This window comes from Pseudomonas aestuarii, assembly GCF_027988105.1.
GTDB lineage: Bacteria > Pseudomonadota > Gammaproteobacteria > Pseudomonadales > Pseudomonadaceae > Aquipseudomonas > Aquipseudomonas aestuarii.
Window position 1 is genome coordinate 98,574 of record NZ_JAQJZJ010000009.1, and the last position, 21,109, is coordinate 119,682.

Here is a 21,109-nt window from a genome sequence, read left to right on the forward strand (position 1 = left end):
GCGGTGCTCAGTCGCCTCGCGCACCGTCCCCGAGACCTAAGTCACGGCTGTCCAGCGCCTCCAGCAGGCGGCAGTGTTCGGCCTGCTCGCCGTCGCAGCCGGCCAGCTTGGCCAGCTCGGCCTTCATCCGCTGCAGATCCTGGATGCGCGCCTCGATGGCCTGCAAGTGCTCCTGCACCAGCCGGTCGGCTTCGGCGCAAGGGCTCTGCGGATGACCGGCCAGCTCGATCAGCGCCTTGATCTCGCCGAGACTGAACCCCAGCTCGCGACCACGCCGGATGAAGCGCAGCCGGCGTACGTCGATCGCCTGGTAGTGGCGATAGCCGGACACACTGCGCGCCGGTGTCGGCAGCAGGCCGCTGCGCTCGTAAAAGCGAATGGTTTCCAGGTTGACCCCGCTCTCGCGGGCCAGCGCGCCGATGGTAAAAGCCTTGCTCATGGTTGACTCCGTAGCGACTACAGGGTTTAGCGTACAACGCACCCCGCCCAAGGAGAACCACCATGGCCAGTCACTGCTGCAACAACCAGCCCGTCGCCCGCTCGCAGCGCTACCGGAGGATTCTGTGGATCGCCCTGGTGGTCAACTTCAGCATGTTCGTCCTGGAGATCGGCGCCGGTGCCCGCGCCGGCTCGACTTCGCTGCTGGCCGACTCGCTGGATTTTCTCGGCGATGCCGGCAACTACGCCATCAGCCTGTGGGTACTCGGCCTGGGTGTGGCCATGCGCGCCCGGGCCTCGCTGCTCAAGGCCCTGTCGATGCTGGCCTTCGGCGTGGGTGTGCTGGGCACGGCCGTCTGGCAAGTACTCGGCGACAAAGTGCCGGATGCCCAGACCATGGGCAGCGTCGGCCTGCTGGCACTGCTGGCCAACCTCGGCGTGGCGGCCCTGCTCTTTGCCTATCGCGAGGGCGACAGCAACATGCGTAGCGTCTGGCTGTGCACCCGCAATGACGCCCTGGGCAACGTCGCAGTGCTGCTGGCGGCGCTCGGCGTGTTTGGCACCGGCAGTGCCTGGCCGGACCTGCTGGTGGCCGGCTGCATGGCCTGCCTGGCCCTGACATCGGCCTACCAGGTGATGATTCAAGCGCGTCACGAGTTGCTCGCGGTCAGTTGCGCCCCGCTCGAACAGGCCTGAGGGTGCTCGACAAGGTCGAGGCGCCACGGGATCTCAGAAATCCACCTTGCCGCGACCGGCCTTGATCGTCCCGCGCTTGGTCTTGCCTTCCAGGCGACGTTTCTTCGAGCCGAAGGTCGGCTTGGTCGGCCGCCGCGCCTTTTCGGTCTTGCCGGCATTGCGGATCAGCTCGGCCAGGCGCTCCAGGGCATCGGCGCGGTTCTGCTCCTGGGTACGGTATTGCTGGGCCTTGATGATCACCACGCCCTCGGCGGTGATGCGACTGTCACGCAGCGCCAGCAGGCGTTCCTTGTAAAACGCCGGCAACGATGAGGCCTGGCTGTCGAAGCGCAGATGCACGGCACTGGACACCTTGTTGACGTTCTGCCCACCGGCGCCTTGGGCGCGGATGGCGGTCAACTCGATTTCAGCATCGGGCAGGTGGACGCTATTGGAAATTTCCAGCATGGCAATGGCTTCGGCGGTGACAGAGGGACAAGGATATACCCTGACCAAGGCTGCCGTATGGCCCTGCCCACTACAGCAGGGTGCAACCAGGCATCGGCATCCTTGAGCCATCAGCCTCATCGGCCGCTTGGCAGCAGCGCAGACCCCACCGTACACTCCCGGCAAAACGTGCATGCCTGAGTGCGGCACTCAAAAATAAGAAATGGCGATGCCGGACACTCGTTATGGCAGCGCCCCTACCTCTTCGGTTCTTCGCCATGCCCTTTGCCCGTACCCTGCTGATGCTATTGTTGCCGACCCTGATGCTCGCCAGCCCGTTCATTAGCGCCAGCGACAGCTGGCAGGATGCGCCCGAACATCCGGTAATCCTGACGGTAAGCGGCGAGCTCGGTTGCTGCCCCGGTGGCCAGGCGCTGTTCGATCTGCAGCGCCTGCAGGCCCTGCCGCAAGTCGAGGTCAAGACCCTGACGCCCTGGACCGATCAGCAGGACAGCTACCGCGGCCCCAGGCTCAGTGTGTTGATCGACAGTCTCCAGGCCCGCGGTGAATGGCTCGAGGCCACCGCCCTGAACGACTACGCCACCCGCCTCAACCTCGAGGCCGCCCGGCAATACCCGGTGATCCTGGCGACCCACAAGAATGGCCAGCCCATGAGCGTGCGCGACAAGGGGCCGATCTGGATCGTCTACCCCTTGAGCGACTTCCCCGAACTGCGCAAGGAAGAACATCAACGGTCGATGATCTGGCAGCTGAAAACCCTGCACGTCGGACGGTAATTGCCGATGAGCCGCCTACGCTATGCGCTCCTCGCCCTGGTCACCCTGGCCTTTGCCGTGGGCATTGGCACCTCCCTGGTCTATAACCAGCGCATGACGGAACAGGCCTCCGCCCGGATCCAGATCTCCGCCTGGTCGCTTGCCCAGCTGGAGTTCGAACACCTGCGCTTTCTCAATACCCTGCAATTGTTCAGGGCGGGCGCCAGCTCCCAGGAAAAGCTGGAGCTGGCCTACGACCTGCTGTGGAGTCGTCTCGATGTATTCCTGGCTGGCGAAGAAAATCGGCTGATCCGCCAGCGTTTCAACGCCGAAGCCCTGGTCAAGCAGCTCTTCGTCCAGTTACGCAGCGATGAAGCCCTGGTATTCCGCCCCAGACTAGAACCCGGGTCTGAAATCGACCAGGCCATCGCACGCTACGACACCTACCAGCCGCCGATCCGGCAACTGATGATCAAAAATTTCACCGGGCCGGATGCTACCCGGATCGTCGACGGCCTGCGTAGCAGCCAGAATCTGAGCCAACTCCTCCTGCTCGGCATGCTGTTCTGCGGCGGCGGACTCAGCCTGTTGCTGTACCTCGAAGCGCGCAAAAATCGCTTCATGGCCCGCTTCGACACACTGACCAATCTGCCCAACCGCAACAGTTTCCAGGCCCAACAGAACCACTCGAGCGCTTGTGCTTGCCGCGCCCTGGCGGTGATCGAGCTGAGTAATTTTCGCGCCCTGAACGAAAACATCAGTCACGAGGCCGGCGACCTGTTGCTCAGTCGCATCGGCGAGACGCTCAATCGCTTGAAGCCCAAGGACAGCTTCGTCGCCCGGGTGGCCGGCGATGAGTTCGTCATGACCTTTCCCGAGAGTTTTCCCGAAGAACTGGTCATCGGCACCCTGCACAGCCTTAGCTACGCACTGACCTTCGACTTTCAAAACGACAAACACCTGTTCCAGGTGGCCACCCGGATTGGCCTGAGCTACAACTCCGGCAACAACCTCAACCTGCAGAAGCTCTACTACTTCGCCAGCCTCGCCTTGCGCGAGCTAGGCCTGAAAAAAACCAGAGGCATTGAAGTATTCAGCGAAGCGATCAGCAGCCGCTACCTGCGCAGCCAGCAACTGCTAGGCGACCTCCAGCACGCACTGGCAGAACCCTCGACCACGGGCATGAGCTTGCACTACCAGCCTATCGTCCCACTGACTGAAGCTGCTCTGGGGGTCGAGGTGTTACTGCGCTGGCAGCATCCACAGCTCGGCTATATTTCCCCGTTGGAAGTGGTGGAGCTGGCGGAAAACCACCAACTGGGCCCAGTCCTGGGGCAATGGATTTTGCGCCAGTTGAAGCAGGACCTGCTGACCCTACCGCACAGCCTGCGCAGCTCTCTGTACTTCTCGATCAACATCTCCGCCTCTCAGTTCGGCCTGAACCTGCCCGATGAACTCGGCCACTGGCTTGCCGAAGCCCCTATCCAGGCCAGGCAACTGATTGTGGAGATGACCGAGTCGATTTCCATCGCCAACTTTGATGATGGCTCGCACATCCTCGGCCAGCTCAACGAACTGGGGGTCCAGGTGGCGCTCGACGACTTTGGCACCGGCTATTCATCGCTGTCCTATTTGCGCGAACTGCGCGTGCAGCGGATCAAGATCGACAAATCCTTCATCCAGGGCATCGGCCAGAATCCGCAACTGCAAAGCGTGGTTCGCAGCATCATCGAGTTGTGCCATACCTTCAGTTTCCAGGTGACCTGCGAGGGCATCGAGGATGAGCAGGATGCCCGGAAAATACGGGAACTGGGCAGCGATCATGCCCAGGGCTACTGGTATGGCAGACCCATGCCCCTGCTGGCCTTGATCGACTGGCATGGCGACAACCTCGGCCAGCCTGCCCCACCGGCCGCAGTCGTGCAGCTGAGCAGCTGAGACTCCCGGCACCCGTTGGTTGAAACCTTTGGTTTGAATTGCGGACATCCGCCTCGACGGCTCACGGTGTACCGTAAGCGTTCTTCCACAGTGGATCGAACAGCGATGGACTCGATTACCCAGGCGGTGCTCGGCGCGACTATTCAGGGCGCCATGCTCGGTCGCTGGCAGGGCCGCAAGGCCCTGCTGTATGGCGCCGTCCTCGGCACCCTGCCCGATCTGGATGTAGTAATCGACTATGGCGACGCCGTGGCGCAGATGACCTATCACCGCGGCTTCAGCCATTCGCTTATCGTCCTCTTCGGCCTGACCCTGCTGCTGACCTGGCTGGTCCGCCGCTTTCGCCCGCACCCCGGCTATTCGACGCGAAGATTGTTCGCCACCCTGGCGCTGGTGTTGCTGACCCACCCACTGCTCGACAGCTTTACCAGCTACGGCACCCAACTGTTCTGGCCGCTGATGCCGACGCCCACGGCCTGGTCGAGTATCTTCATCATCGACCCGCTCTACACAATGCCGCTGCTCACCGCCGTGCTACTGGGGCTGGCCTTCGGCCTGCGCGACAAAATGGCCAAGGCGCCACTGGTCGCCCTGGCCCTCTCGACCCTGTATCTGGGCTCGACCCTGGCCGGCAAAGCCATGGCCGAGCAACGGGTCGAGGCGCAACTGGCGCGCCAGGGCATCCAGGCCGAAGCACTGTTCAGCACCCCGACCCCACTCAACAGCCTGCTCTGGCGCGTGATCGTGCTCGATGGTGCGTATTACCACGAAGCCCTGGTCGGCTGGTTCGACCAACAGCCGCCGCAGCTCAGCCGCCTGCCGCGCGGCACCGCGCTGGCCGAGGGTCTCGCCGACTCGGCCGCGCACCAGCGCCTGGCCTGGTTCACCGATGGGGTGCTGCGCTACGACCAGATCGGCGAGCACCTGGTGGTCACCGATCTGCGCCTGGGCATGACCGGCACCCACCCCTTCCGCTTCGATTTCGCCGTTCGCCACAATGGCGCCTGGCAGGTCAATCCGCAGATCGAGCGCTGGCCAATGGCGCGGCCCGACCTGCAACGCCTGCAAGTGCTGTGGCGGCGCATCTGGCAGCCGGAGCTGCGGGTACCCCTGACGGCCTGGGCCAACGAGCTGGGCAAACCCCTGCTCAGCGCCGCTCGGCAAACCTGCGCCACGCAACGCGACGACTGCTGACAGCCCGTAGGCGCGGGTTCAGATGCAGCGGTGCTGCAACTACCCCGCGCTGAGACGAGGAGGAACTGAACCTGGCCGGTTCGGGCGGCGACCCTTTCGGAGCAAAGCCACAGCCCGCCGGAGGTGTGCAGTACCGGCGATCGACTCCGCACCGCCTGCGTGCGGATCGCGGACTGCTCGAGCTAGGCGGCTGGCGAACAGGCGTCCAGGCCTGCTGTTGCGACTGCTCCCGAAGTACGCCGATCCCCCGGCTCACCTCAAATACGGAACTGCGCGACCAGGCCCTGTAACTCGATACCCAGGCGCGCCAGCTCGGCGCTGGAGGCGGCGGTTTGCTCGCTGGCACTGGCGCTCTGCTCGCCGATATCGTGCACCCGGGTAATGCTTTGGCTGATGCTATCGGCCACCGCGCTCTGCTCTTCGGCGGCGGCGGCGATCTGCTGGTTCATCTGTTCGATGGTGCTCACCGCCTGGGTGATGCGACCCAGGGCAGCGCCCGCCTCGCCGGCCAGGGTGACGGTGCCCTGGGTCAGCTTGCGGCTGCTTTCCATCTGTTCGACTGCACCACCGGCCATGCGCTGCAGGCTGGTGATCAGGCCTTCGATTTCTTCCGTCGAGTCGTGCGTGCGCCGCGCCAGCGCCCGCACTTCGTCGGCGACCACGGCAAAGCCGCGGCCCTGATCGCCGGCTCGGGCGGCCTCGATGGCGGCATTCAGCGCCAGCAGATTGGTCTGCTCGGCGACCGCACGGATCACCGCTAATACGCCGCCGATGCGCGCGCTCTCCTGATTCAGCGCCTGGATCGCGGCGGCCGACTGATCGACCTCCAGCGCCAGGTTACCGATCTGCGACACCGCCTGCTGTACCACCCGATTGCCCTGCTGCGCCTCGCGGTCGGCCTCGCGGGCCGCCATGGACGCCTGCTCGGCGTTCTGTGCCACTTCCTGCACGGTGGCGGCCATTTCATGCATGGCCGTCGCGGTCTGCTCGGTTTCCATTTTCTGCTTCTGCACAGCCGCACTGGTCTGCGCGGTGATCGCCGACAGCTGCTCGGCCGCCGCGGCAATCTGGCCCACGCCGCCACCAATGCGCCCGACCAGAGTGCGCAGGCTGCCGGTCATGCCCTGCATGGCCGCCATGAGCTGGCCCAGTTCGTCCTTGCGCTGCAACGGCAAATCCTGGCTCAGGTCACCTTCGGCGATACGCTGGGCAAAGGCCACGCTCTGGCGCAAGGGCATGACGATCGAACGGGTGATCAACCAGGCTGCCAGCAAGCCGAGTATCACCGCCGCCACGCCCATGGCCGCGAGCAGCAGCATGGCTTGACGACTGGCGCCAGCCATATGCTGCTCCTCGCCGACTCCCGCCGCCTCGGCCAGACCGAATACCGCCCGCGCTCGCTCGATCATCGCGGTTTCGGTGCTGCGACTCTGCTGGAGGACCTGCTGGTAATAGCCGAAGGAGCGTTGGTAGGTGGTCAAGGACTGCAAGGCCGTTTCGATCGCGGCCTTCTGCTCATCGTTCAACCACACCATCAGGTTGCGCGCGACGCTTTGCAGGTCCTCGCTGAGGTAGGCCCACTCCGCCAACGCCTCGGCAGAACCGTCGATGATGTAGAGACTCTCTTGACCACGCAGTTCGAGCATGCGCTTGCTCATGCCGGACGCGGTTTCCGCCAGGGTCAGCGGATCGCTCCCGCGGAGTTTGTCGCCCTGCAGACGCAGTTCGCGCACGGCGTCGTACATGTCCAGTTCGAGCGACTCAAATTGGTCGCGCGTCTCGACTGCGGCAGCACCCATGTCCTGACGCGCCTGACGCGCCCTGTTCTGCAGGTCGACATAACTGTCGAACTGGCTCAGGTAATCGGCCACCGCCTGGTTCATGGTCTGGTAACGCTTGGCTTGCACCGCCGAGGCGCCCTGTTCCAGCTCAATCAACAACGCTTGCACGGTCGCCAGGCTCGCGCGCACCCGCTCGGCACTCTCGCTGCTTTGCTCGATGGCGAAAGTCCGCTCCAGACGCCGTGCCTGAAGAATCTCCATATTCACCGCCGTCAATTGCCCGGCCAATGCATGCCCTTGCAGAATGCTCTGTAGCGCAATGAAGCCGCTGACGGTCACCGCGATGGTCAGCAGCAATACCAAGGCAAAACCGCAGAGCAGCTTCTTGCTCACGGCAAGGTTGGTGAACAGACGGACGGCAGACGGCAACATAAGCACAACTCCATTATTGTTATTCGACGCGCCGTCCCGCCTTCTGCGAAGCGGTGTGGCCGGCATGCAGGGGCACGGCATCGATCTCTCAAGCCTGGAGTAATGCAACCCTTGCGCCAGCTCCAGCCTTCGCCTCGGTCCAAAGCCGAGCGCTTGCCGCGAAGCATCAGGGCAGAGGTGCTCATGGATACACCGCCAAGCGGGCCGCGGCTGCGCCCCGCCCCTGGCCGGGGCCTGTGTCGGCGACTTTCCGCCGAGCAGAACCTGCGAGTGGCGGCTATTCGCCTATCTGCCGACGGCAGATCGCCGCCTGCCTCGATCACGTGCGCATAAGAAGAGGCGTGCGACTCGATGTCGGGCACCTCTTTTCATATCTCTGATGACCACCAGCAGGCTTATGCTGCGTCGGGCTGCACCTCTGGAACTGCCTGCCGGAAGGCCTCGAGGGGTTCGCAGCGGGCGGCCATGGCGAGGATGCGTGGATAGCCCGCGAGGTCGCAGTTGAAACGCCGCGCGTTGTACAGCTGGGGAATCAGGCAGGCTTCCAGATACCCCGGCCGATCGCCCAGCGACAGCCGCCCAGCGAACACCTCGAGACCCTGCTCCACCGCGGCCAGGCCGGCGTGCAACCAGTGGCGGTACCAGGCGTCCTTGGCCGCATCGCTCACGCCCAGTTCGGCGCTCAGGTACTGCAGCACGCGCAGGTTGTTCAGTGGGTGCAGGTCGCAGGCGATGTGCAGCGCCAGCGCCCGAACCTGGGCGCGTTGCGCCGGATCGGCGGGCAGCAGCGCCGGTACCGGAAAGCTCTCCTCGAGGTATTCGAGAATGGCGATGGACTGGGCGATACGCACCCCCGCATTGCCCTCGTCCACCAACAGCGGCACCAGTTCCTGCGGATTGAGCGCGCGGTACTCGGCCGAGTGTTGCTGGCCACCGTCCCTGACCAGGTGCACCGGCTCCTGCTGATAGGTCAGCCCCTTGAGATTTAAGGCGATGCGCACCCGGTAGGCGGCGCTGGAGCGCCAGTAGCTATACAGCGTCAGCATGTAAATTCTCCCTGTAGAGCCAGCTTGCTGCGCTCCGGCGATGCCCGTGCAGACCGCAGGATGCGTTGAGCGCAGCGACACCCATCACTGCGCTCGATGGCTATCGTCGCTACGCTTCTCACCCCATGCTACGGCGCATACTTTTCCACCGCCTGGTCGATGGCGCCAAACAGGCTGTGGCCAGCGGCATCGAACATCTCGATGCGTACCCGGTCGCCGAATTGGAGGAAGGGTGTCTGCGCCTCGCCCTGCTCGATGATTTCCAGCATGCGTTTCTCGGCCAGGCAGGACGAGCCGGCGCTGCGGTCGTAGTTGGAGACGGTGCCCGAGCCGATGATGCTGCCGCTGCCCAGCGGCCGGGTCTTGGCGGCATGGGCCAGCAGGGTCGGGAAGTTGAAGGTCATGTCGGTGCCGGCATCCGGCTGGCCGAACAGCTTGCCATTGATGTGCGAGACCAGCGGCCGATGCACCTTGCCGTCTTTCCAGCAATCGCCCAGTTCGTCCGGGGTGATGGCCACCGGCGAGAAGCTCGACGACGGCTTGCTCTGGTAGAAGCCGAAGCCCTTAGCCAACTCGCCGGGAATCAGGTTGCGCAGCGACACATCGTTGACCAGCATCAGCAACTGGATGTGCTGCGCGGCCTCGGCGGCCGTGACGCCCATCGGCACGTCGTCGGTGATCACCGCGATCTCGGCCTCCAGGTCGATGCCCCAGGCCTCGTCGGCCATGCGGATCGGTGCCTGGGGGGGGATGAAGCAGTCGGCGCCACCCTGGTACATCAACGGATCGTGCCAGAAGCTCTCCGGTATCTCGGCTCCACGTGCCTTGCGCACCAGTTCGACGTGATTGACGTAGGCGCTGCCGTCGGCCCAGTGGTAGGCCCGCGGCAAGGGACTGTGGCAGGCGCTCTGCTCGAAAGCGAAGGCATCGCTGCACAGACCGTCGTTGAGACGCTGGTACAGGGCCTCCAGCCTGGGTCTGCAGTCAGCCCAGCGATCCAGCGCGGCCTGCAGCGTGGCGGCAATTGCCGGAGCCTCTACCGCGCGGGTCAGGTCACGGGAGACCACGATCAGCAGACCGTCACGGCCTTGATTCAATGATGCGAGTTTCATGCTCAAACCTCGTTGGGTGCGTCCTGCGCACCACAGATTTCCGTTAGCGTGCGGTGCGCGCAGCCTGGGCGGCCCCGCGCCCCTACCTCAGATGTCTTTGCCCGGCGCACGCCAGGAGTTGACGTATTCGGGCACATCGACCTGCGCGGCGGCCGGATCTATCTCCAGGGCGCGGCGGGTGTCGATCATCACCGCCACCTCGTCGACGAAGGTGGCCGGCGCCTCCTGGCTCTTCTTCAGCGCCTTGGGATGCGGACCATGGGGGAAGCCGCACGGGTGCAGGGTGACCATCCCGGCGTCGATGTTGTCGCGACTGAAGAAGTTGCCGCGGTGGTAGAACAGCACTTCGTCGTAATCGTCGTTGTTGTGATAGAAGGGCACTTTCAATGCCCCCGGATCGGTCTCCACCGGCCGCGGGGTGAAGGTGCAGATGACGAAACCATTGGCGACGAAGGTGGTGTGCGCCGACGGCGGCAGATGGTAACGGTGGCTCATCAGCGGACGAATATCGCGCCAGTTGAGGCGCACCACGGTGTTGTCGCCATGCCAGCCGACCACGTCCAGCGGGTTGTAGGGGTAAGTCACGGTGCTGACCTGGTTGCGCCGCTTGATCCGCAGCTGCCAGGTGTTCTCATCCTGTTGCGCCTTGAAGGCATCGTCCAGCTTCGGATGCTCGAGCACCGCCGGGTCGAAGATCGCCTGGGGGCCGAGCAGCCCCTTGTCCGGCAGCTGGTAGGCGCCATCGCTGCTCTCGATCAGCAACATGAAGGTCGGCGCGCTGGTCTCGATGCGCCAGGCGGTGCCGCGCGGAATCACCAGGTAATCGCCGTCGCGGTACTCCAGGTGACCGAAGTCGCAATAGAAGTGCCCCGCGCCCTCATGGATGAACAACAGGTCGTCGCCATCGGCATTGCGCACCAGGTGACGCATGGCGCCATGGGTTTTCCACAGGCGCAGCTTCATATCGGCGTTGTGCAGGGTCAGCGGCGCCTCCAGCGGACAGTCGCGTTCGCTGGCAATGTCGTTGAAGTTGAAGGCGTGCGGGCGCAACGGCCCCTGCCAGTCGATCCAGGCAGTCGGTGGATGCTTGTGGTGCAGGTGCGCGGTCGGGCCGAAGAAGCCCTCGCGGCCCATCTCGCGCTCATAGGTGCCCGCGGGAAAATCGCAGTGTGCCTGGCGCGAGCACTCGCCTTCGCGTAGGGGGAAGCTGATCCAGTTACGGCTCATGGCCGGTATCTCCTCGATGCAACGCTTTTGTAGGGTGAGGCCAGCTGATGGCGGACTCATGTGCGCCCTCACCCACCCTAGGGTTTTTGCTTAGTCGGCCTTGATCACGCCGCGCTTGATCTGGTCTTCCTCGATGGACTCGAACAACGCCTTGAAGTTGCCCTCGCCGAACCCCTGGTTGCCCTTGCGCTGGATAATCTCGAAGAAGATCGGGCCGATCACCGTATTGGTGAAAATCTGCAGCAGGATGCCGTCATCTCCCGGTGCGCCATCGATCAGGATATTCAACTCGCGCAGCAGCTCGGTCGGCTCGCCATGACCAGCCACGCGGGTGTCCACCTTGTCATAGTAGGTGCCCGGGGTTTTCATGAAGTCCACACCACTGGCGCGCAGCTTGCGCACGGTGGCGTAGATGTCGTCGGTGCTCAGGGCAATGTGCTGAATGCCTTCGCCGTGGTACTCGCGGATAAATTCCTCGATCTGCGACTTGTCGTCGGACGACTCGTTGATCGGGATGCGAATCTTGCCGCACGGCGAGGTCATGGCCCGCGAAACCAGACCGGTCAGTTTGCCTTCGATATCGAAGTAGCGGATCTCGCGGAAGTTGGCAATCCGCTCGTAGAAACCCGACCAGACATCCATCTGCCCGCGCTTGACGTTGTGGGTCAGGTGATCCAGTTCTTTCAGGCCGACCGAGTTGTCGTTCGGCGTACGGCCTTCGATGTACTCGAAATCGACGTCATAGATGCTCTTGTCGCCATAACGGTCGACCAGGTACAGCAAGGAGCCGCCAATGCCTTCGACGCAGGGGATATTCAACTCGCCGAAGTTGGCGTGACTGCCGACCAGCGTGGCCCCTTGCGACTCGACATAGGCCGCCGCCTGGGCCGCGTTCTGTACGCGAAAAGCCATGGCACAGGCACTTGGCCCGTGCTTGAGGCCGAACTCGCGCACATGCCCGGTGGGGCTGCCATTGAGCACGAAATTGATGTCGTTCTGCTGGAACAGCCAGACTTCCTTGGAACGGTGCTTGGCGGTTTCGGTAAAGCCCATGGCGGTGAACAGTTCACGCAACTGCTGAATGCCTTCCGGGGTCGGCGCGGTGTACTCGACAAATTCGAAGCCGTCGGTACCGATGGGATTGTGCTGTTCGATCTTGTTCACGGCGGTCATTACGCCTCCTCGTTGTTGTTGTGGATCCCGCGTCCTCGCAAACACACAGGACGATGCGGATAGCTCCATGACAACCGAGGCAAGCGCGCCCCACAAGACGGTCCAGGCGCCGGGCAGCGGCGCCTTGCATGCACACTGGCAATAAAACCTTACAGCCTGGTAATCGCCAGCCAAAGCGTCCAGTACCCGGTATAAACCCGGCCAACTCGTAACGATTTATTTACAAAGCGGCGCATTTAACTGCCAATCAAGCACGGATTCTGCCGATTGCTGCGGCATACACTGGCAACCAACCCGGTCAGGCGCAACTGAACATGCCCTGCGAAGAAATAATTGAACGCTTGCCACTGAACCGTGGCCCAACCCTGCAACGGCTGACTATTCAGGGCTCGCTACAGCTAAAAAAGCGCAGCGTCAGCCACACCCGAATAATGGCACAATGCCACTCAAGAGCCTGCCACTTCGAGCTGCACAACCTCGCGACGGAAAAGCCATGAACAATGAGCCAGCAGAAAGCAGCAGCGAACCCATCAGCGCAGATCAACGCCTCGAGCTGCTGGAGAAAGGCCGCCGACTCGACCGCATCCTGCTGATCATCCTTGCCGCGGTGCTGGTGATGACGCTCGCCAGCTGGCTGACCACGGCCTTGCTCAGCCCGTCCGGCGAGCAGGACGCAAGTCTCGTCAGCAGCCAGCTGCAGGGCTTGCAAGAGCAGACAGTGGCACTGCAGACACAGGTCGCAGAGCTCGAACAGACATTGAGCCAGCAAGGCAATCAGCTGAGTACCCTGCAGAGCGACAAGCCTGCAGTGCCCCTGAGCAGCGGCGACAACCGGGTCGTGCTGCAGCAAGTGGCACAAACCCTGATCGGCCAGGAGCAGAGCTTCCAGAAGAGCCTCGCCGCCTTGAAATACGGCATGCGCGACCTTGCCGGCATGATCGCCGGCTCACGCAGCTGGCTCAGTGACTACCAGGAGGCACTGGACAAGCAACTGGGTGAAAGCCAGGCGCGCGTGCAACAACTGCAGCAATGGACCAGCGACTCGAGCGGCTCGCCAGCAGCGACAGCGGCCCCCTGATCCCACAGAGTTTGTGAAGATATCGAGCGTCGTCGCGAGAGCGTCTCCAAGCGTTCGCAGCAGGCGGGAGTTTTTCACAAGCTCTCAGTGCTGCAGATTCCCATAGAGCTTGGCATAGAGCCCGCCCACGGCGATCAGCTGCTGGTGATCGCCGTCCTCGGCGACGCTGCCGCCATCGAACACCAGCACCCGGTCCGCCTGTTTCACCGCCGACAGGCGATGGGCGATGATCAGGGTGGTGCGGCCGTTGAGAAACTGGCCCAGGGCCTGATGCAAGGCGTACTCGGTGGCGGCATCGAGGGCCGAGGTGGCCTCGTCGAGAATCACCACTTTCGGCTCGGCCAGGACCATGCGCGCGATGGCCAGGCGCTGGCGCTGGCCGCCGGACAGGCGCACGCCGGAACGCCCGACGATGCTGTCCAGACCTTGTGCCAGTGCGCTTATGGTGCTGGCCAACTGGGCGATCTCCAGGGCGCGCCAGCAGGCTTCATCGCTGCGCTCGCGGCCCATGCACAGGTTGGCGCGCACCGTGTCGTTGAACAGTGCCGGATGCTGCAACACCACCGCGACCTGATCGCGCACGGTTTCCAGGCCGATCTCCTGCTGACTGCAGCCACCGAAGCGAATAATCCCCGCCTGCGGCGTATAGAGGCCGAGCAATAGCTGCACCAGGGTGCTCTTGCCGCCGCCACTGGCGCCTACGATGGCCACCTTTTCACCCGGTGCAATACTCAGGTCGAGGTTTTCCAGCACCGGTTCGTCGTTGTAGGCGAAGGTCAGCCCACGCACCTCGATGCCGACGGTGTCACGTCCCTTGAACGGATCGACAGTGCCCAGGTACTGCGGCTCGTCACGGCGCGCGAGCAACTCGTTGATCCGCGCCAGCGCCCCACCGGCGGCGTAGAAGGCATATTGCAGGTTGAGCAACTGCTCGACCGGCCCGATCATGAACCACAGGTAGCTGAACACCGCGAGCATCTGACCAATCGACAGGTCGGAAAACAGCACGGTGAGCATGGCGGCCGCGCGAAACACGTCGATGCCGAACTGGAACAGCAAGCCGCTGGCGCGGTTCGAGGCATCGGTCTTCCACTGCGAGGCCACCGCGTAGTCGCGTACTTCCCGGGCCCGCCCACCGAGCCGACCGAGGAAGTAACCCTGGCGATTGCCGGCACGGATCTCCTGGATCGCCTCGAGGGTTTCGGTGAGCGCCTGGGTAAACCGCGAGGTGCTGTCGTTCTCCAGCCTTTTCAGGTACTTGACCTTCTTGCCCAACAACACCGTGGCGTAGATCACCAGCGGGTTGAAGAGCAGGATCAACAGCGCCAGCTGCCAGTGCATCCACAACAAAATCGCCGAGGTGCCGGCCAGCGTCAGCACGGCGACCAGAAAGCGGCTGAGGGTTTCGCCGACGAACTTGTCCAGGGTCTCCAGGTCGGTGACCAGGTGCGTGGTCACCGTGCCGCCGCCAAGGCTTTCGTATTCACTGAGGGAAATGCGCTTGAGCCGCTCGATCAGACGAATGCGAATGCGGTAGATGATGTCTTTCGACAGACCGGCGAACAGGCGCGCCTGCAGCACGTTGAAGATCAGCGACGAACTGCGCAGCAGGAAGGTCAGCACCAGCATCAGGCCGATATAGCCGACCGCGGTTTCCCAGCCGGCCGGGAGAAAGCGGTCCATCACCTTGAGCGCGCTGTCGCCATCGTGGAGCAAGACTTCGTCGACCAACAATGGCAATAGCAGGGGGATAGGCACGCTGCACAGGGTGGCGAACAACGCCACCAGGTTGGCCAGAAGCAGGGCTTTCTTGTGATGCAGGGCCAGGCGGCGGATTTCCGCCCAACTCAACCGATCAGGCATGCAGCGCGCGCTCCAGCCAGCGACCGAGCAAGGGCGCGAGCACCTCGAGCGGCTGATAGCCATTGGTCAGTAGCGCCAGTTGCCCGTTGCATTCGGCCAGCAAGGTGGGGAAGCCGGATATGCCCAAATCCTGCACCCAGCTGAAGTCGGCCATAGTGGCTTCGCGCTGTTCGGCACTGTCGAATGCGGCGGCGAACTCGATACGCGGAATCCCGGCTTGCTCGGCCAAGCCGACCAATACGCTGGCCCGGGTGACGTCCACACCGCGGGTGTAGAAGGCTTGCTGGATCAACTGAGCCAGTGGCCAGACGCTTTGCGCATCGAGGCTGCGCGCGGTCACCAGCGCCCGGCAGGCCGGTTCCGTATCGTAGACCAGGCCCTCGGGCAAGCCGTCGACGAAATTGAACAACTGGCCAGTACTGGCATTGACCGCTTGCCAGTAACCCAGGTAACGCACCCGCGCCACCGCGTCGACGGCCACACCGTCACGCCGCAGGCCGCCGAGTACCAGTTGCAAGGGCACACCGGCCAGGGCCGCCTGCTCAGCGAGCGACGCGAGCACCGGGGCAAACCCCCAGCACCAGGAACACATCGGGTCCATCACGTAGAGCAAGCGTGCCTGCATGGTCTAGCCCTCGTTGACTTGGCGTGGGTTGTACCCCAGAGGATGGGGCTGGTTACGCGCCTTGGCCAGTTCGATCTGCTTTTGTCGCTCACGGGCACCGGCGCGGGTCTTCTCGGGCAGCGAATCCCAGCAATGCGGACAGCTGACCCCCGCGGTGTAGTACTCGGACTGGCGCTCTTGCACGGAAATCGGCGTGCGGCAGGCATGGCACTGGTCATACTCGCCCTCGCTCAGGTCATGACGAACGGTGACCCGATTGTCGAAGACGAAGCAGTCACCGCGCCACTTGGTCTGCTCCTGGGGCACCTGCTCCAGGTACTTGAGGATCCCGCCCTTGAGATGGAACACCTCGGCAAAGCCGGCACCGAGCATATAACTGGACGCTTTCTCGCAGCGAATGCCGCCGGTGCAGAACATCGCCACTTTCTTGTGCTTGGCCGGATCGAAGTGCGCCTTGATGTAGTCGGGAAACTCGCGAAACGACTTGGTTTGGGGGTCGACCGCCCCCTCGAAGGTGCCGATCGCCACTTCATAGTCGTTGCGCGTGTCGATCAGCAGCACTTCGGGATCGCTGATCAGCGCGTTCCAGTCGTGGGCCTCGACATAGGTGCCGACCTGCTGGTTGGGGTCGACGCCGGGTACACCCAGGGTGACGATCTCCTTCTTCAGCTTGACCTTGGTGCGGTAGAACGGCTGTTCGTCGCAGTACGACTCCTTATGGTCGACATCCGCCAGGCGCGGGTCCAGAGCAAACCAGGCGAGCAGGCCATCGATACCGGCACGCGAGGCGGAGACGGTGCCATTGATGCCTTCTTCGGCGAGCAGCAAGGTGCCCTTGACGCCGTTGGCCAGCATGCTGGCCAGGAGGGGCTCACGCAACGCCTGGTAATCCGGCAGGGAGACGAACTTGTACAGCGCGGCCACGACTATCTTGTCACTCATCGAACTTCTTCCTTCAGTAGTCGCCCACGTAAAGGGCGGACTGGGTCTACAAACGAACACGCCGGCGTTAGCCGGCGCGCTGCCTAGTTTACTTTTCCTGGCGCTTGCCGTGTAGGGGCGGATTGACTCAGCGATGAGCAACCAGCGCTACTGGCTATCGTGCTTGCTGCCACCTTTGCAGGTCGGCGAATCCGGGGCGGCGCCTTGTTGCGCCCACTCCTCGGGGGTATAGGTATGCAACGCCAGGGCATGCACCTGGCTCATCAGCTCGCCCAGGCTGGCGTAAACTTTCTGGTGGCGTTTCACCGCATTCAAGCCGGCAAATGCGGGGCTGACGATCACGGCCTTGTAATGGGTTTCCAGCCCTCGGCTGTGCATGTGGCTTTCGTCCAGCAGCTCGAGGTGCTGGGGGTCAAGTGCAGCCAAGGCAGCCTGCAGCTGAGCTAGTTTCGACATATTCAAACTCCATTCACGGCTTTTTCGGCTCCAGCTCGGCGGACATTTCCGCCAGCAGTTTATTCACTTTCGGTACCGCGACTTGCAGTTTACCCTGGGTCAGTTGCGCCGCTTGTGCGGTCAGCATCGGCATTTTCTGCAAGACCTTCTGGCCCACTGGCGACTGGTAGAAGCTAATCAAGTCCTGCAGCTCCTGCTCGTTGAAATTGCTGGTGTAGAGCTTGACCATCTCCGGCTTGAGCTGGTCCCAGCTAACCGCCTGATCCAGCTCGACATTGGCCTTGGCCTGGTAGGATTCCAGCAGAGCCTGCTTGCCCTTGCCCGCGCCGCTTTCGGCAAACCGCTGGGCGAACATCTGCTGTACCTGGGCATAGACCGGAACGGCCAACTTGTCAGCGCGCGCCAATTGCAGGAAGCGCTCGGCCTCCGCGGCATGACTGCTGGCATCGGCAAACACCTGGGCGCTGGCGCAGGTCAACACGGCGACGGCACAGAGGGCAGATAAACGCGACATTGTATGCTCCGGATTTGATGGGTCGAGTCATCTATGACCCAAGACCGGCCATTTTGTGCCCAAGCCCGCCCGCCACTCAAGCCTGCCCGCCTCTTATCTGTCGCCTACTGGCCGACAGATCAAACTGCCAGCACTTGCCCAACCCAGCGGGTGCGGGCAAGCTCGACTTATCTCAGTAAGCCTCTACGCTCTTCGATGACGGCAATCTCACTGCGTCACCTGTAACAGCACACACATGGACGTGCATGATGAATAGCTTCGCCCACCCCCACGCCACTACCGCGCTAGCGCTGTGCGATTCCCGAGGCCGACTCAATCCACAGGCCATCGGCTGGTCTCCCCGCCCCCAGGTTGACTGCGCACTGCCCGGACACCTGGGCCGCCGCAAGCGCTGGAACCACTGGTGTATCACCACACCGTACTGGATGCTCTCGCTGACTCAGGCTGACCTCGACTACATCGGCTACGGCGCTGCCTATTTTCTCGACCTTAACAGCGGCCAGGCGGTCGCGCATAGCCAACTACGCGTGCTTGCACGAGATTGCGGGCTGCCGGATCAGCCTGAGCAAAGCCATGAATTCTGCCACCCGCGCCTGCAACTGCGCGTCATCGAACAACCGGGGCGCCTGCGCCTGACCGTCGCGGCGCCCGACATCGGCGGGCAACCGCTGCAGGTTGACCTGGATATCCAGCGCCCTGCCCACCTCGACTCGGTCAACCTGATCGCCCCGCTCGGCCACCGGCACTTTCATGCCACCTGCCGACAAATGGGCCTGCCTGCCAGCGGCAGCGTGCAGCTCGGCAACCGCCACTACAGCTGCGTAGCCGGACAAAGTTTTGCCGCCATGGACTTTGGCCGCGGCGTCTGGCCATGGCGCAGCCATTGGACGCGCGCTGCCTTTGCCGCGCCGGGCGGCATTGCCGGCAATTTCGGCGCGGGCTGGACCGATCACAGCGGACTATCGGAAAACGCCTTGTGGTTTGGTGGCGAACTGCTGCACCTGGATACGCCGGTACTGATCGAGCAACAAAATCAGGCACCCATGGCCTCCTGGCGCCTGAACAGCCTCGACGAGCGGGTCGAGCTGACCTTCACTCCACAGCAGCTGCATCAAGCCTACCCGCGCTTCGGCCCCTGCTACGCCGACACCCGGCAGTGGTTTGGCCACTTTGACGGCATACTGCGTGGCCCCAACGGTATATGCGTACCGGTGGACAGGGCGCTGGGCTGGCTGGGCGCGACCCATGCGCGCTGGTAAAGCTGGAGTGATCAGCGCATACGCCAGCCCGACAGTCCGTTAGGGAACCTGTTAGCGGTTGCAACGGCCTAAACTTGCTGAATCGCCTTCCGGAGAGTTCCATGAACCGCACCGAAACCGACAGCCTCGGCCCCATCGAAGTGCCTGAAGCAGCCTACTGGGGTGCGCAGACCCAGCGCTCTCTGATCAATTTCGCCATCGGCGATCAACGCATGCCGCTGGCCGTGCTGCATGCCCTGGCCTTGATCAAAAAAGCCGCGGCACGGGTCAATGACCGCATCGGCGACCTGCCGCCGGACATCGCCCGGCTGATCGAACAAGCCGCCGACGAGGTGATCGCCGGACAGCATGATGAGCAATTCCCGCTGGTGGTCTGGCAAACCGGTAGCGGCACCCAGAGCAACATGAACGTCAACGAGGTGATCGCCGGCCGCGCCAACGAACTGGCCGGTGGTACGCGCGGCGGCAAGAGTCCGGTGCACCCCAACGATCACGTCAACCGCGCACAGAGCTCCAACGACTGCTTCCCCACGGCCATGCACATCGCCGCGGCCGGCGCCGTGCTGCATGACTTGCTGCCGGCCCTGGCCGAACTGTCCGCTGGGCTGGCCGAGCAATCCGCCCGCCACAGCCAACTGGTGAAGACCGGACGCACCCACCTGATGGATGCCACGCCGATCACCTTCGGCCAGGAGCTGTCGGCCTTCGTCGCCCAGCTCGACTATGCCGAGCGGGCGATCCGGGCAACCTTGCCAGCCGTTTGCGAACTGGCTCAAGGCGGTACCGCCGTCGGCACCGGGCTCAACTCGCCCTTGGGCTTTGCCGACGCCATTGCCGCCGAACTCGCTGCCTTGAGCGGCTTGCCACTGGTCAGCGCGCCCAACAAGTTCGCCGCCCTGGCCGGTCACGAACCCCTGACCAGTCTTTCCGGCGCGCTGAAAACCCTCGCCGTGGCCCTGATGAAAATCGCCAATGATTTGCGCCTGCTCGGCTCAGGCCCACGCGCCGGGTTTGCCGAGGTCAAGCTGCCGGCCAACGAACCTGGCAGTTCGATCATGCCGGGCAAGGTCAACCCGACCCAATGCGAAGCGCTGTCGATGCTGGCGTGCCAGGTCCTGGGCAACGATGTCACCATCGGTTTTGCCGCGAGCCAAGGGCACCTGCAGTTGAACGTGTTCAAACCGGTAATCATCCACAACCTGCTGCAGTCGGTTCGCTTGCTCGCCGATGGCTGTCGCAACTTCCAGCAGCACTGCATCGCCGGTCTGCAACCGGATGCAGTGCAGATGGCGGCGCACCTGGAGCGCGGCCTGATGCTGGTGACGGCCCTGAACCCGCATATTGGCTATGACAAGGCGGCGGAAATCGCCAAGAAAGCCTATCAGGACGGCAGCACCCTGCGCGAAGCCGCGCTGCAACTGGGTTATCTGACAGAAGCACAATTCGACGCCTGGGTCCGCCCGGACACCATGCTGGAGGCTGGCAAGCATGACTGAAACAGGCAAAAGCGGCGCCACCCCAATCGAAGGCGACGGCAAACGCATCCTGATGATCCTCGGCACGCCGAAAACCAGCAGCCTCTGCCAGGCCCTCGGCGAAGCCTATGCCCAGGGTGCGCGTAACGAAGGGCATGTAGTGCGGCAGTTGAAACTCGGCGAACTGAGTTTCGACCCGGTGCTGCGCGACGGTTATGACCAGAGCCAGCCGCTGGAGCCGGACCTGCTCGAAGCACAACGGCAGATCCACTGGGCCGAGCACCTGGTGTTCGTCTACCCGGTCTGGTGGGGCGGCTTGCCGGCACTGCTCAAGGGCTTCTTCGACCGGGTATTTCTGCCCGGGTTCGCCTTCAAGTACCGCGGCCGCTCGCAGCTGTGGGACAAACTGCTGAGCGGCCGCACCGCCGATTTGCTGGTGACCCTGGACACGCCACCCTGGTACTTCCGCTGGATCTATGGCGCACCGGCGCACCGGCAGATGACGCGCACCATCCTCGGTTTCAGCGGCATCAAAACCCGTCGTCTGAACGAGTTCGCCCCGGTGCGGCCTTCGTCCGAGGAACAACGGCAGAGCTGGCTACGCCACGCCGAAAAACTTGGCAGCCGCGCCTGACATAACAGTCTGGATGAGCGCAGG

The 21,109-nt window shown here is 63.3% G+C and carries 20 protein-coding genes and 1 pseudogene; 8 read left to right on the forward strand and 13 right to left on the reverse strand.

Annotation, left to right across the window (positions count from 1 at the left end):
* Positions 1–7: 7 nt before the first annotated feature.
* Positions 8–439: a MerR family DNA-binding protein gene (locus PH586_RS18225; protein ID WP_271349183.1), complete on the reverse strand. Its 432-nt coding sequence runs from the start codon at positions 437–439 to the stop codon at positions 8–10.
* 62 nt (positions 440–501) lie between these two features.
* Here PH586_RS18225 and PH586_RS18230 point away from each other — a divergent pair, with 62 nt between their 5' ends.
* Positions 502–1,134 carry a cation transporter gene (locus PH586_RS18230; protein WP_271349184.1) on the forward strand — a complete coding sequence of 211 codons (633 nt, stop codon included), beginning with the start codon at positions 502–504 and terminating at the stop codon, positions 1,132–1,134.
* A 33-nt stretch (positions 1,135–1,167) separates the two neighbouring features.
* Here the strand turns inward: PH586_RS18230 and arfB are convergent, their stop codons facing one another.
* The gene (arfB, locus tag PH586_RS18235) at positions 1,168–1,581 is read right to left on the reverse strand and encodes an alternative ribosome rescue aminoacyl-tRNA hydrolase ArfB (protein ID WP_271349185.1); all 414 of its coding nucleotides are present in this window, start codon (positions 1,579–1,581) and stop codon (positions 1,168–1,170) included.
* Positions 1,582–1,838: 257 nt separating this feature from the next.
* Between arfB and PH586_RS18240 the strand changes: the two genes are divergently transcribed.
* The 3 genes from PH586_RS18240 to PH586_RS18250 all read left to right on the forward strand — a co-directional run bounded on the left by PH586_RS18240 (position 1,839) and on the right by PH586_RS18250 (position 5,468).
* Positions 1,839–2,357, forward strand: a complete 519-nt coding sequence (locus tag PH586_RS18240; protein WP_271349187.1) for a hypothetical protein — start codon at positions 1,839–1,841, stop codon at positions 2,355–2,357.
* A 6-nt stretch (positions 2,358–2,363) separates the two neighbouring features.
* On the forward strand, positions 2,364–4,274 hold the full coding sequence (locus tag PH586_RS18245; RefSeq protein WP_271349188.1) for a putative bifunctional diguanylate cyclase/phosphodiesterase: 1,911 nt from the start codon (positions 2,364–2,366) through the stop codon (positions 4,272–4,274).
* 105 nt (positions 4,275–4,379) lie between these two features.
* A complete protein-coding gene (locus PH586_RS18250) occupies positions 4,380–5,468 on the forward strand; it encodes a metal-dependent hydrolase (protein ID WP_271349189.1) in 1,089 nt (362 codons plus the stop codon).
* Between the two features lie 257 nt (positions 5,469–5,725).
* Here the strand turns inward: PH586_RS18250 and PH586_RS23735 are convergent, their stop codons facing one another.
* From PH586_RS23735 to hppD, 6 genes and pseudogenes are all read right to left on the reverse strand, one after another.
* On the reverse strand, positions 5,726–6,607 hold the full coding sequence (locus PH586_RS23735; RefSeq protein ID WP_408636996.1) for a methyl-accepting chemotaxis protein: 882 nt from the start codon (positions 6,605–6,607) through the stop codon (positions 5,726–5,728).
* Positions 6,584–7,762, reverse strand: a pseudogene (locus PH586_RS23740) (HAMP domain-containing protein); the annotation flags it as partial. The gene PH586_RS23735 and the pseudogene PH586_RS23740, both read right to left, overlap by 24 nt.
* A gap of 314 nt (positions 7,763–8,076) precedes the next feature.
* Positions 8,077–8,727: a maleylacetoacetate isomerase gene (maiA, locus tag PH586_RS18260; protein WP_271349191.1), complete on the reverse strand. Its 651-nt coding sequence runs from the start codon at positions 8,725–8,727 to the stop codon at positions 8,077–8,079.
* Between the two features lie 128 nt (positions 8,728–8,855).
* Positions 8,856–9,839 (reverse strand): fumarylacetoacetate hydrolase family protein, encoded by a 984-nt coding sequence (locus PH586_RS18265; protein WP_271349192.1) that lies wholly within the window; start codon positions 9,837–9,839, stop codon positions 8,856–8,858.
* A gap of 87 nt (positions 9,840–9,926) precedes the next feature.
* Positions 9,927–11,066: a homogentisate 1,2-dioxygenase gene (locus PH586_RS18270; protein ID WP_271349194.1), complete on the reverse strand. Its 1,140-nt coding sequence runs from the start codon at positions 11,064–11,066 to the stop codon at positions 9,927–9,929.
* Positions 11,067–11,156: 90 nt separating this feature from the next.
* A complete protein-coding gene (hppD, locus tag PH586_RS18275; protein WP_271349196.1) occupies positions 11,157–12,239 on the reverse strand; it encodes a 4-hydroxyphenylpyruvate dioxygenase in 1,083 nt (360 codons plus the stop codon).
* 493 nt (positions 12,240–12,732) lie between these two features.
* On the opposite strand from hppD, the gene PH586_RS18280 reads away from it, so the two are divergent.
* On the forward strand, positions 12,733–13,317 hold the full coding sequence (locus PH586_RS18280) for a hypothetical protein (RefSeq protein WP_271349198.1): 585 nt from the start codon (positions 12,733–12,735) through the stop codon (positions 13,315–13,317).
* 84 nt (positions 13,318–13,401) lie between these two features.
* On the opposite strand, the gene PH586_RS18285 is transcribed toward PH586_RS18280, so the two are convergent.
* From PH586_RS18285 to PH586_RS18305, 5 genes are all read right to left on the reverse strand, one after another.
* Complete coding sequence (locus PH586_RS18285) at positions 13,402–15,180, reverse strand: ABC transporter ATP-binding protein (RefSeq protein ID WP_271349199.1); 1,779 nt, start codon at positions 15,178–15,180, stop codon at positions 13,402–13,404.
* A complete protein-coding gene (locus tag PH586_RS18290; protein WP_271349201.1) occupies positions 15,173–15,805 on the reverse strand; it encodes a DsbA family protein in 633 nt (210 codons plus the stop codon). Before PH586_RS18290 ends, PH586_RS18285 begins: the two co-directional genes overlap by 8 nt.
* A gap of 3 nt (positions 15,806–15,808) precedes the next feature.
* Positions 15,809–16,747: an oxygen-dependent tRNA uridine(34) hydroxylase TrhO gene (trhO, locus tag PH586_RS18295; RefSeq protein ID WP_271349203.1), complete on the reverse strand. Its 939-nt coding sequence runs from the start codon at positions 16,745–16,747 to the stop codon at positions 15,809–15,811.
* Between the two features lie 147 nt (positions 16,748–16,894).
* Positions 16,895–17,203: a BolA family protein gene (locus PH586_RS18300; protein WP_271349205.1), complete on the reverse strand. Its 309-nt coding sequence runs from the start codon at positions 17,201–17,203 to the stop codon at positions 16,895–16,897.
* Positions 17,204–17,216: 13 nt separating this feature from the next.
* The gene (locus tag PH586_RS18305; RefSeq protein WP_271349206.1) at positions 17,217–17,717 is read right to left on the reverse strand and encodes a DUF2059 domain-containing protein; all 501 of its coding nucleotides are present in this window, start codon (positions 17,715–17,717) and stop codon (positions 17,217–17,219) included.
* Between the two features lie 248 nt (positions 17,718–17,965).
* Here PH586_RS18305 and PH586_RS18310 point away from each other — a divergent pair, with 248 nt between their 5' ends.
* The 3 genes from PH586_RS18310 (at position 17,966) to PH586_RS18320 (ending at position 21,085) form a co-directional block, all read left to right on the forward strand.
* The gene (locus tag PH586_RS18310; RefSeq protein ID WP_271349209.1) at positions 17,966–18,976 is read left to right on the forward strand and encodes a DUF2804 domain-containing protein; all 1,011 of its coding nucleotides are present in this window, start codon (positions 17,966–17,968) and stop codon (positions 18,974–18,976) included.
* Between the two features lie 101 nt (positions 18,977–19,077).
* The gene (locus PH586_RS18315; protein ID WP_271349210.1) at positions 19,078–20,472 is read left to right on the forward strand and encodes a class II fumarate hydratase; all 1,395 of its coding nucleotides are present in this window, start codon (positions 19,078–19,080) and stop codon (positions 20,470–20,472) included.
* Complete coding sequence (locus PH586_RS18320) at positions 20,465–21,085, forward strand: NAD(P)H-dependent oxidoreductase (protein WP_271349211.1); 621 nt, start codon at positions 20,465–20,467, stop codon at positions 21,083–21,085. The genes PH586_RS18315 and PH586_RS18320 overlap by 8 nt, the downstream gene beginning before the upstream one ends.
* The last annotated feature ends 24 nt before the right edge of the window (positions 21,086–21,109 follow it).

What these genes read in the sequence shown, in the direction of transcription:
- PH586_RS18230 (WP_271349184.1), top strand. Translation starts at nt 502, where the DNA reads ATGGCCAGTCACTGCTGCAACAACCAGCCCGTCGCCCGCTCGCAGCGC.
- PH586_RS18225 (WP_271349183.1), bottom strand. Translation starts at nt 439, where the DNA reads ATGAGCAAGGCTTTTACCATCGGCGCGCTGGCCCGCGAGAGCGGGGTC.
- PH586_RS18290 (WP_271349201.1), bottom strand. Translation starts at nt 15,805, where the DNA reads ATGCAGGCACGCTTGCTCTACGTGATGGACCCGATGTGTTCCTGGTGC.
- trhO (WP_271349203.1), bottom strand. Translation starts at nt 16,747, where the DNA reads ATGAGTGACAAGATAGTCGTGGCCGCGCTGTACAAGTTCGTCTCCCTG.
- PH586_RS18320 (WP_271349211.1), top strand. Translation starts at nt 20,465, where the DNA reads ATGACTGAAACAGGCAAAAGCGGCGCCACCCCAATCGAAGGCGACGGC.
- PH586_RS18305 (WP_271349206.1), bottom strand. Translation starts at nt 17,717, where the DNA reads ATGTCGCGTTTATCTGCCCTCTGTGCCGTCGCCGTGTTGACCTGCGCC.
- PH586_RS18285 (WP_271349199.1), bottom strand. Translation starts at nt 15,180, where the DNA reads ATGCCTGATCGGTTGAGTTGGGCGGAAATCCGCCGCCTGGCCCTGCAT.
- PH586_RS18300 (WP_271349205.1), bottom strand. Translation starts at nt 17,203, where the DNA reads ATGTCGAAACTAGCTCAGCTGCAGGCTGCCTTGGCTGCACTTGACCCC.
- PH586_RS18240 (WP_271349187.1), top strand. Translation starts at nt 1,839, where the DNA reads ATGCCCTTTGCCCGTACCCTGCTGATGCTATTGTTGCCGACCCTGATG.
- PH586_RS18270 (WP_271349194.1), bottom strand. Translation starts at nt 11,066, where the DNA reads ATGAGCCGTAACTGGATCAGCTTCCCCCTACGCGAAGGCGAGTGCTCG.
- PH586_RS18280 (WP_271349198.1), top strand. Translation starts at nt 12,733, where the DNA reads ATGAACAATGAGCCAGCAGAAAGCAGCAGCGAACCCATCAGCGCAGAT.
- arfB (WP_271349185.1), bottom strand. Translation starts at nt 1,581, where the DNA reads ATGCTGGAAATTTCCAATAGCGTCCACCTGCCCGATGCTGAAATCGAG.
- hppD (WP_271349196.1), bottom strand. Translation starts at nt 12,239, where the DNA reads ATGACCGCCGTGAACAAGATCGAACAGCACAATCCCATCGGTACCGAC.
- maiA (WP_271349191.1), bottom strand. Translation starts at nt 8,727, where the DNA reads ATGCTGACGCTGTATAGCTACTGGCGCTCCAGCGCCGCCTACCGGGTG.
- PH586_RS18310 (WP_271349209.1), top strand. Translation starts at nt 17,966, where the DNA reads ATGAATAGCTTCGCCCACCCCCACGCCACTACCGCGCTAGCGCTGTGC.
- PH586_RS18315 (WP_271349210.1), top strand. Translation starts at nt 19,078, where the DNA reads ATGAACCGCACCGAAACCGACAGCCTCGGCCCCATCGAAGTGCCTGAA.
- PH586_RS18250 (WP_271349189.1), top strand. Translation starts at nt 4,380, where the DNA reads ATGGACTCGATTACCCAGGCGGTGCTCGGCGCGACTATTCAGGGCGCC.
- PH586_RS23735 (WP_408636996.1), bottom strand. Translation starts at nt 6,607, where the DNA reads ATGGCGGCCATGCAGGGCATGACCGGCAGCCTGCGCACTCTGGTCGGG.
- PH586_RS18245 (WP_271349188.1), top strand. Translation starts at nt 2,364, where the DNA reads ATGAGCCGCCTACGCTATGCGCTCCTCGCCCTGGTCACCCTGGCCTTT.
- PH586_RS18265 (WP_271349192.1), bottom strand. Translation starts at nt 9,839, where the DNA reads ATGAAACTCGCATCATTGAATCAAGGCCGTGACGGTCTGCTGATCGTG.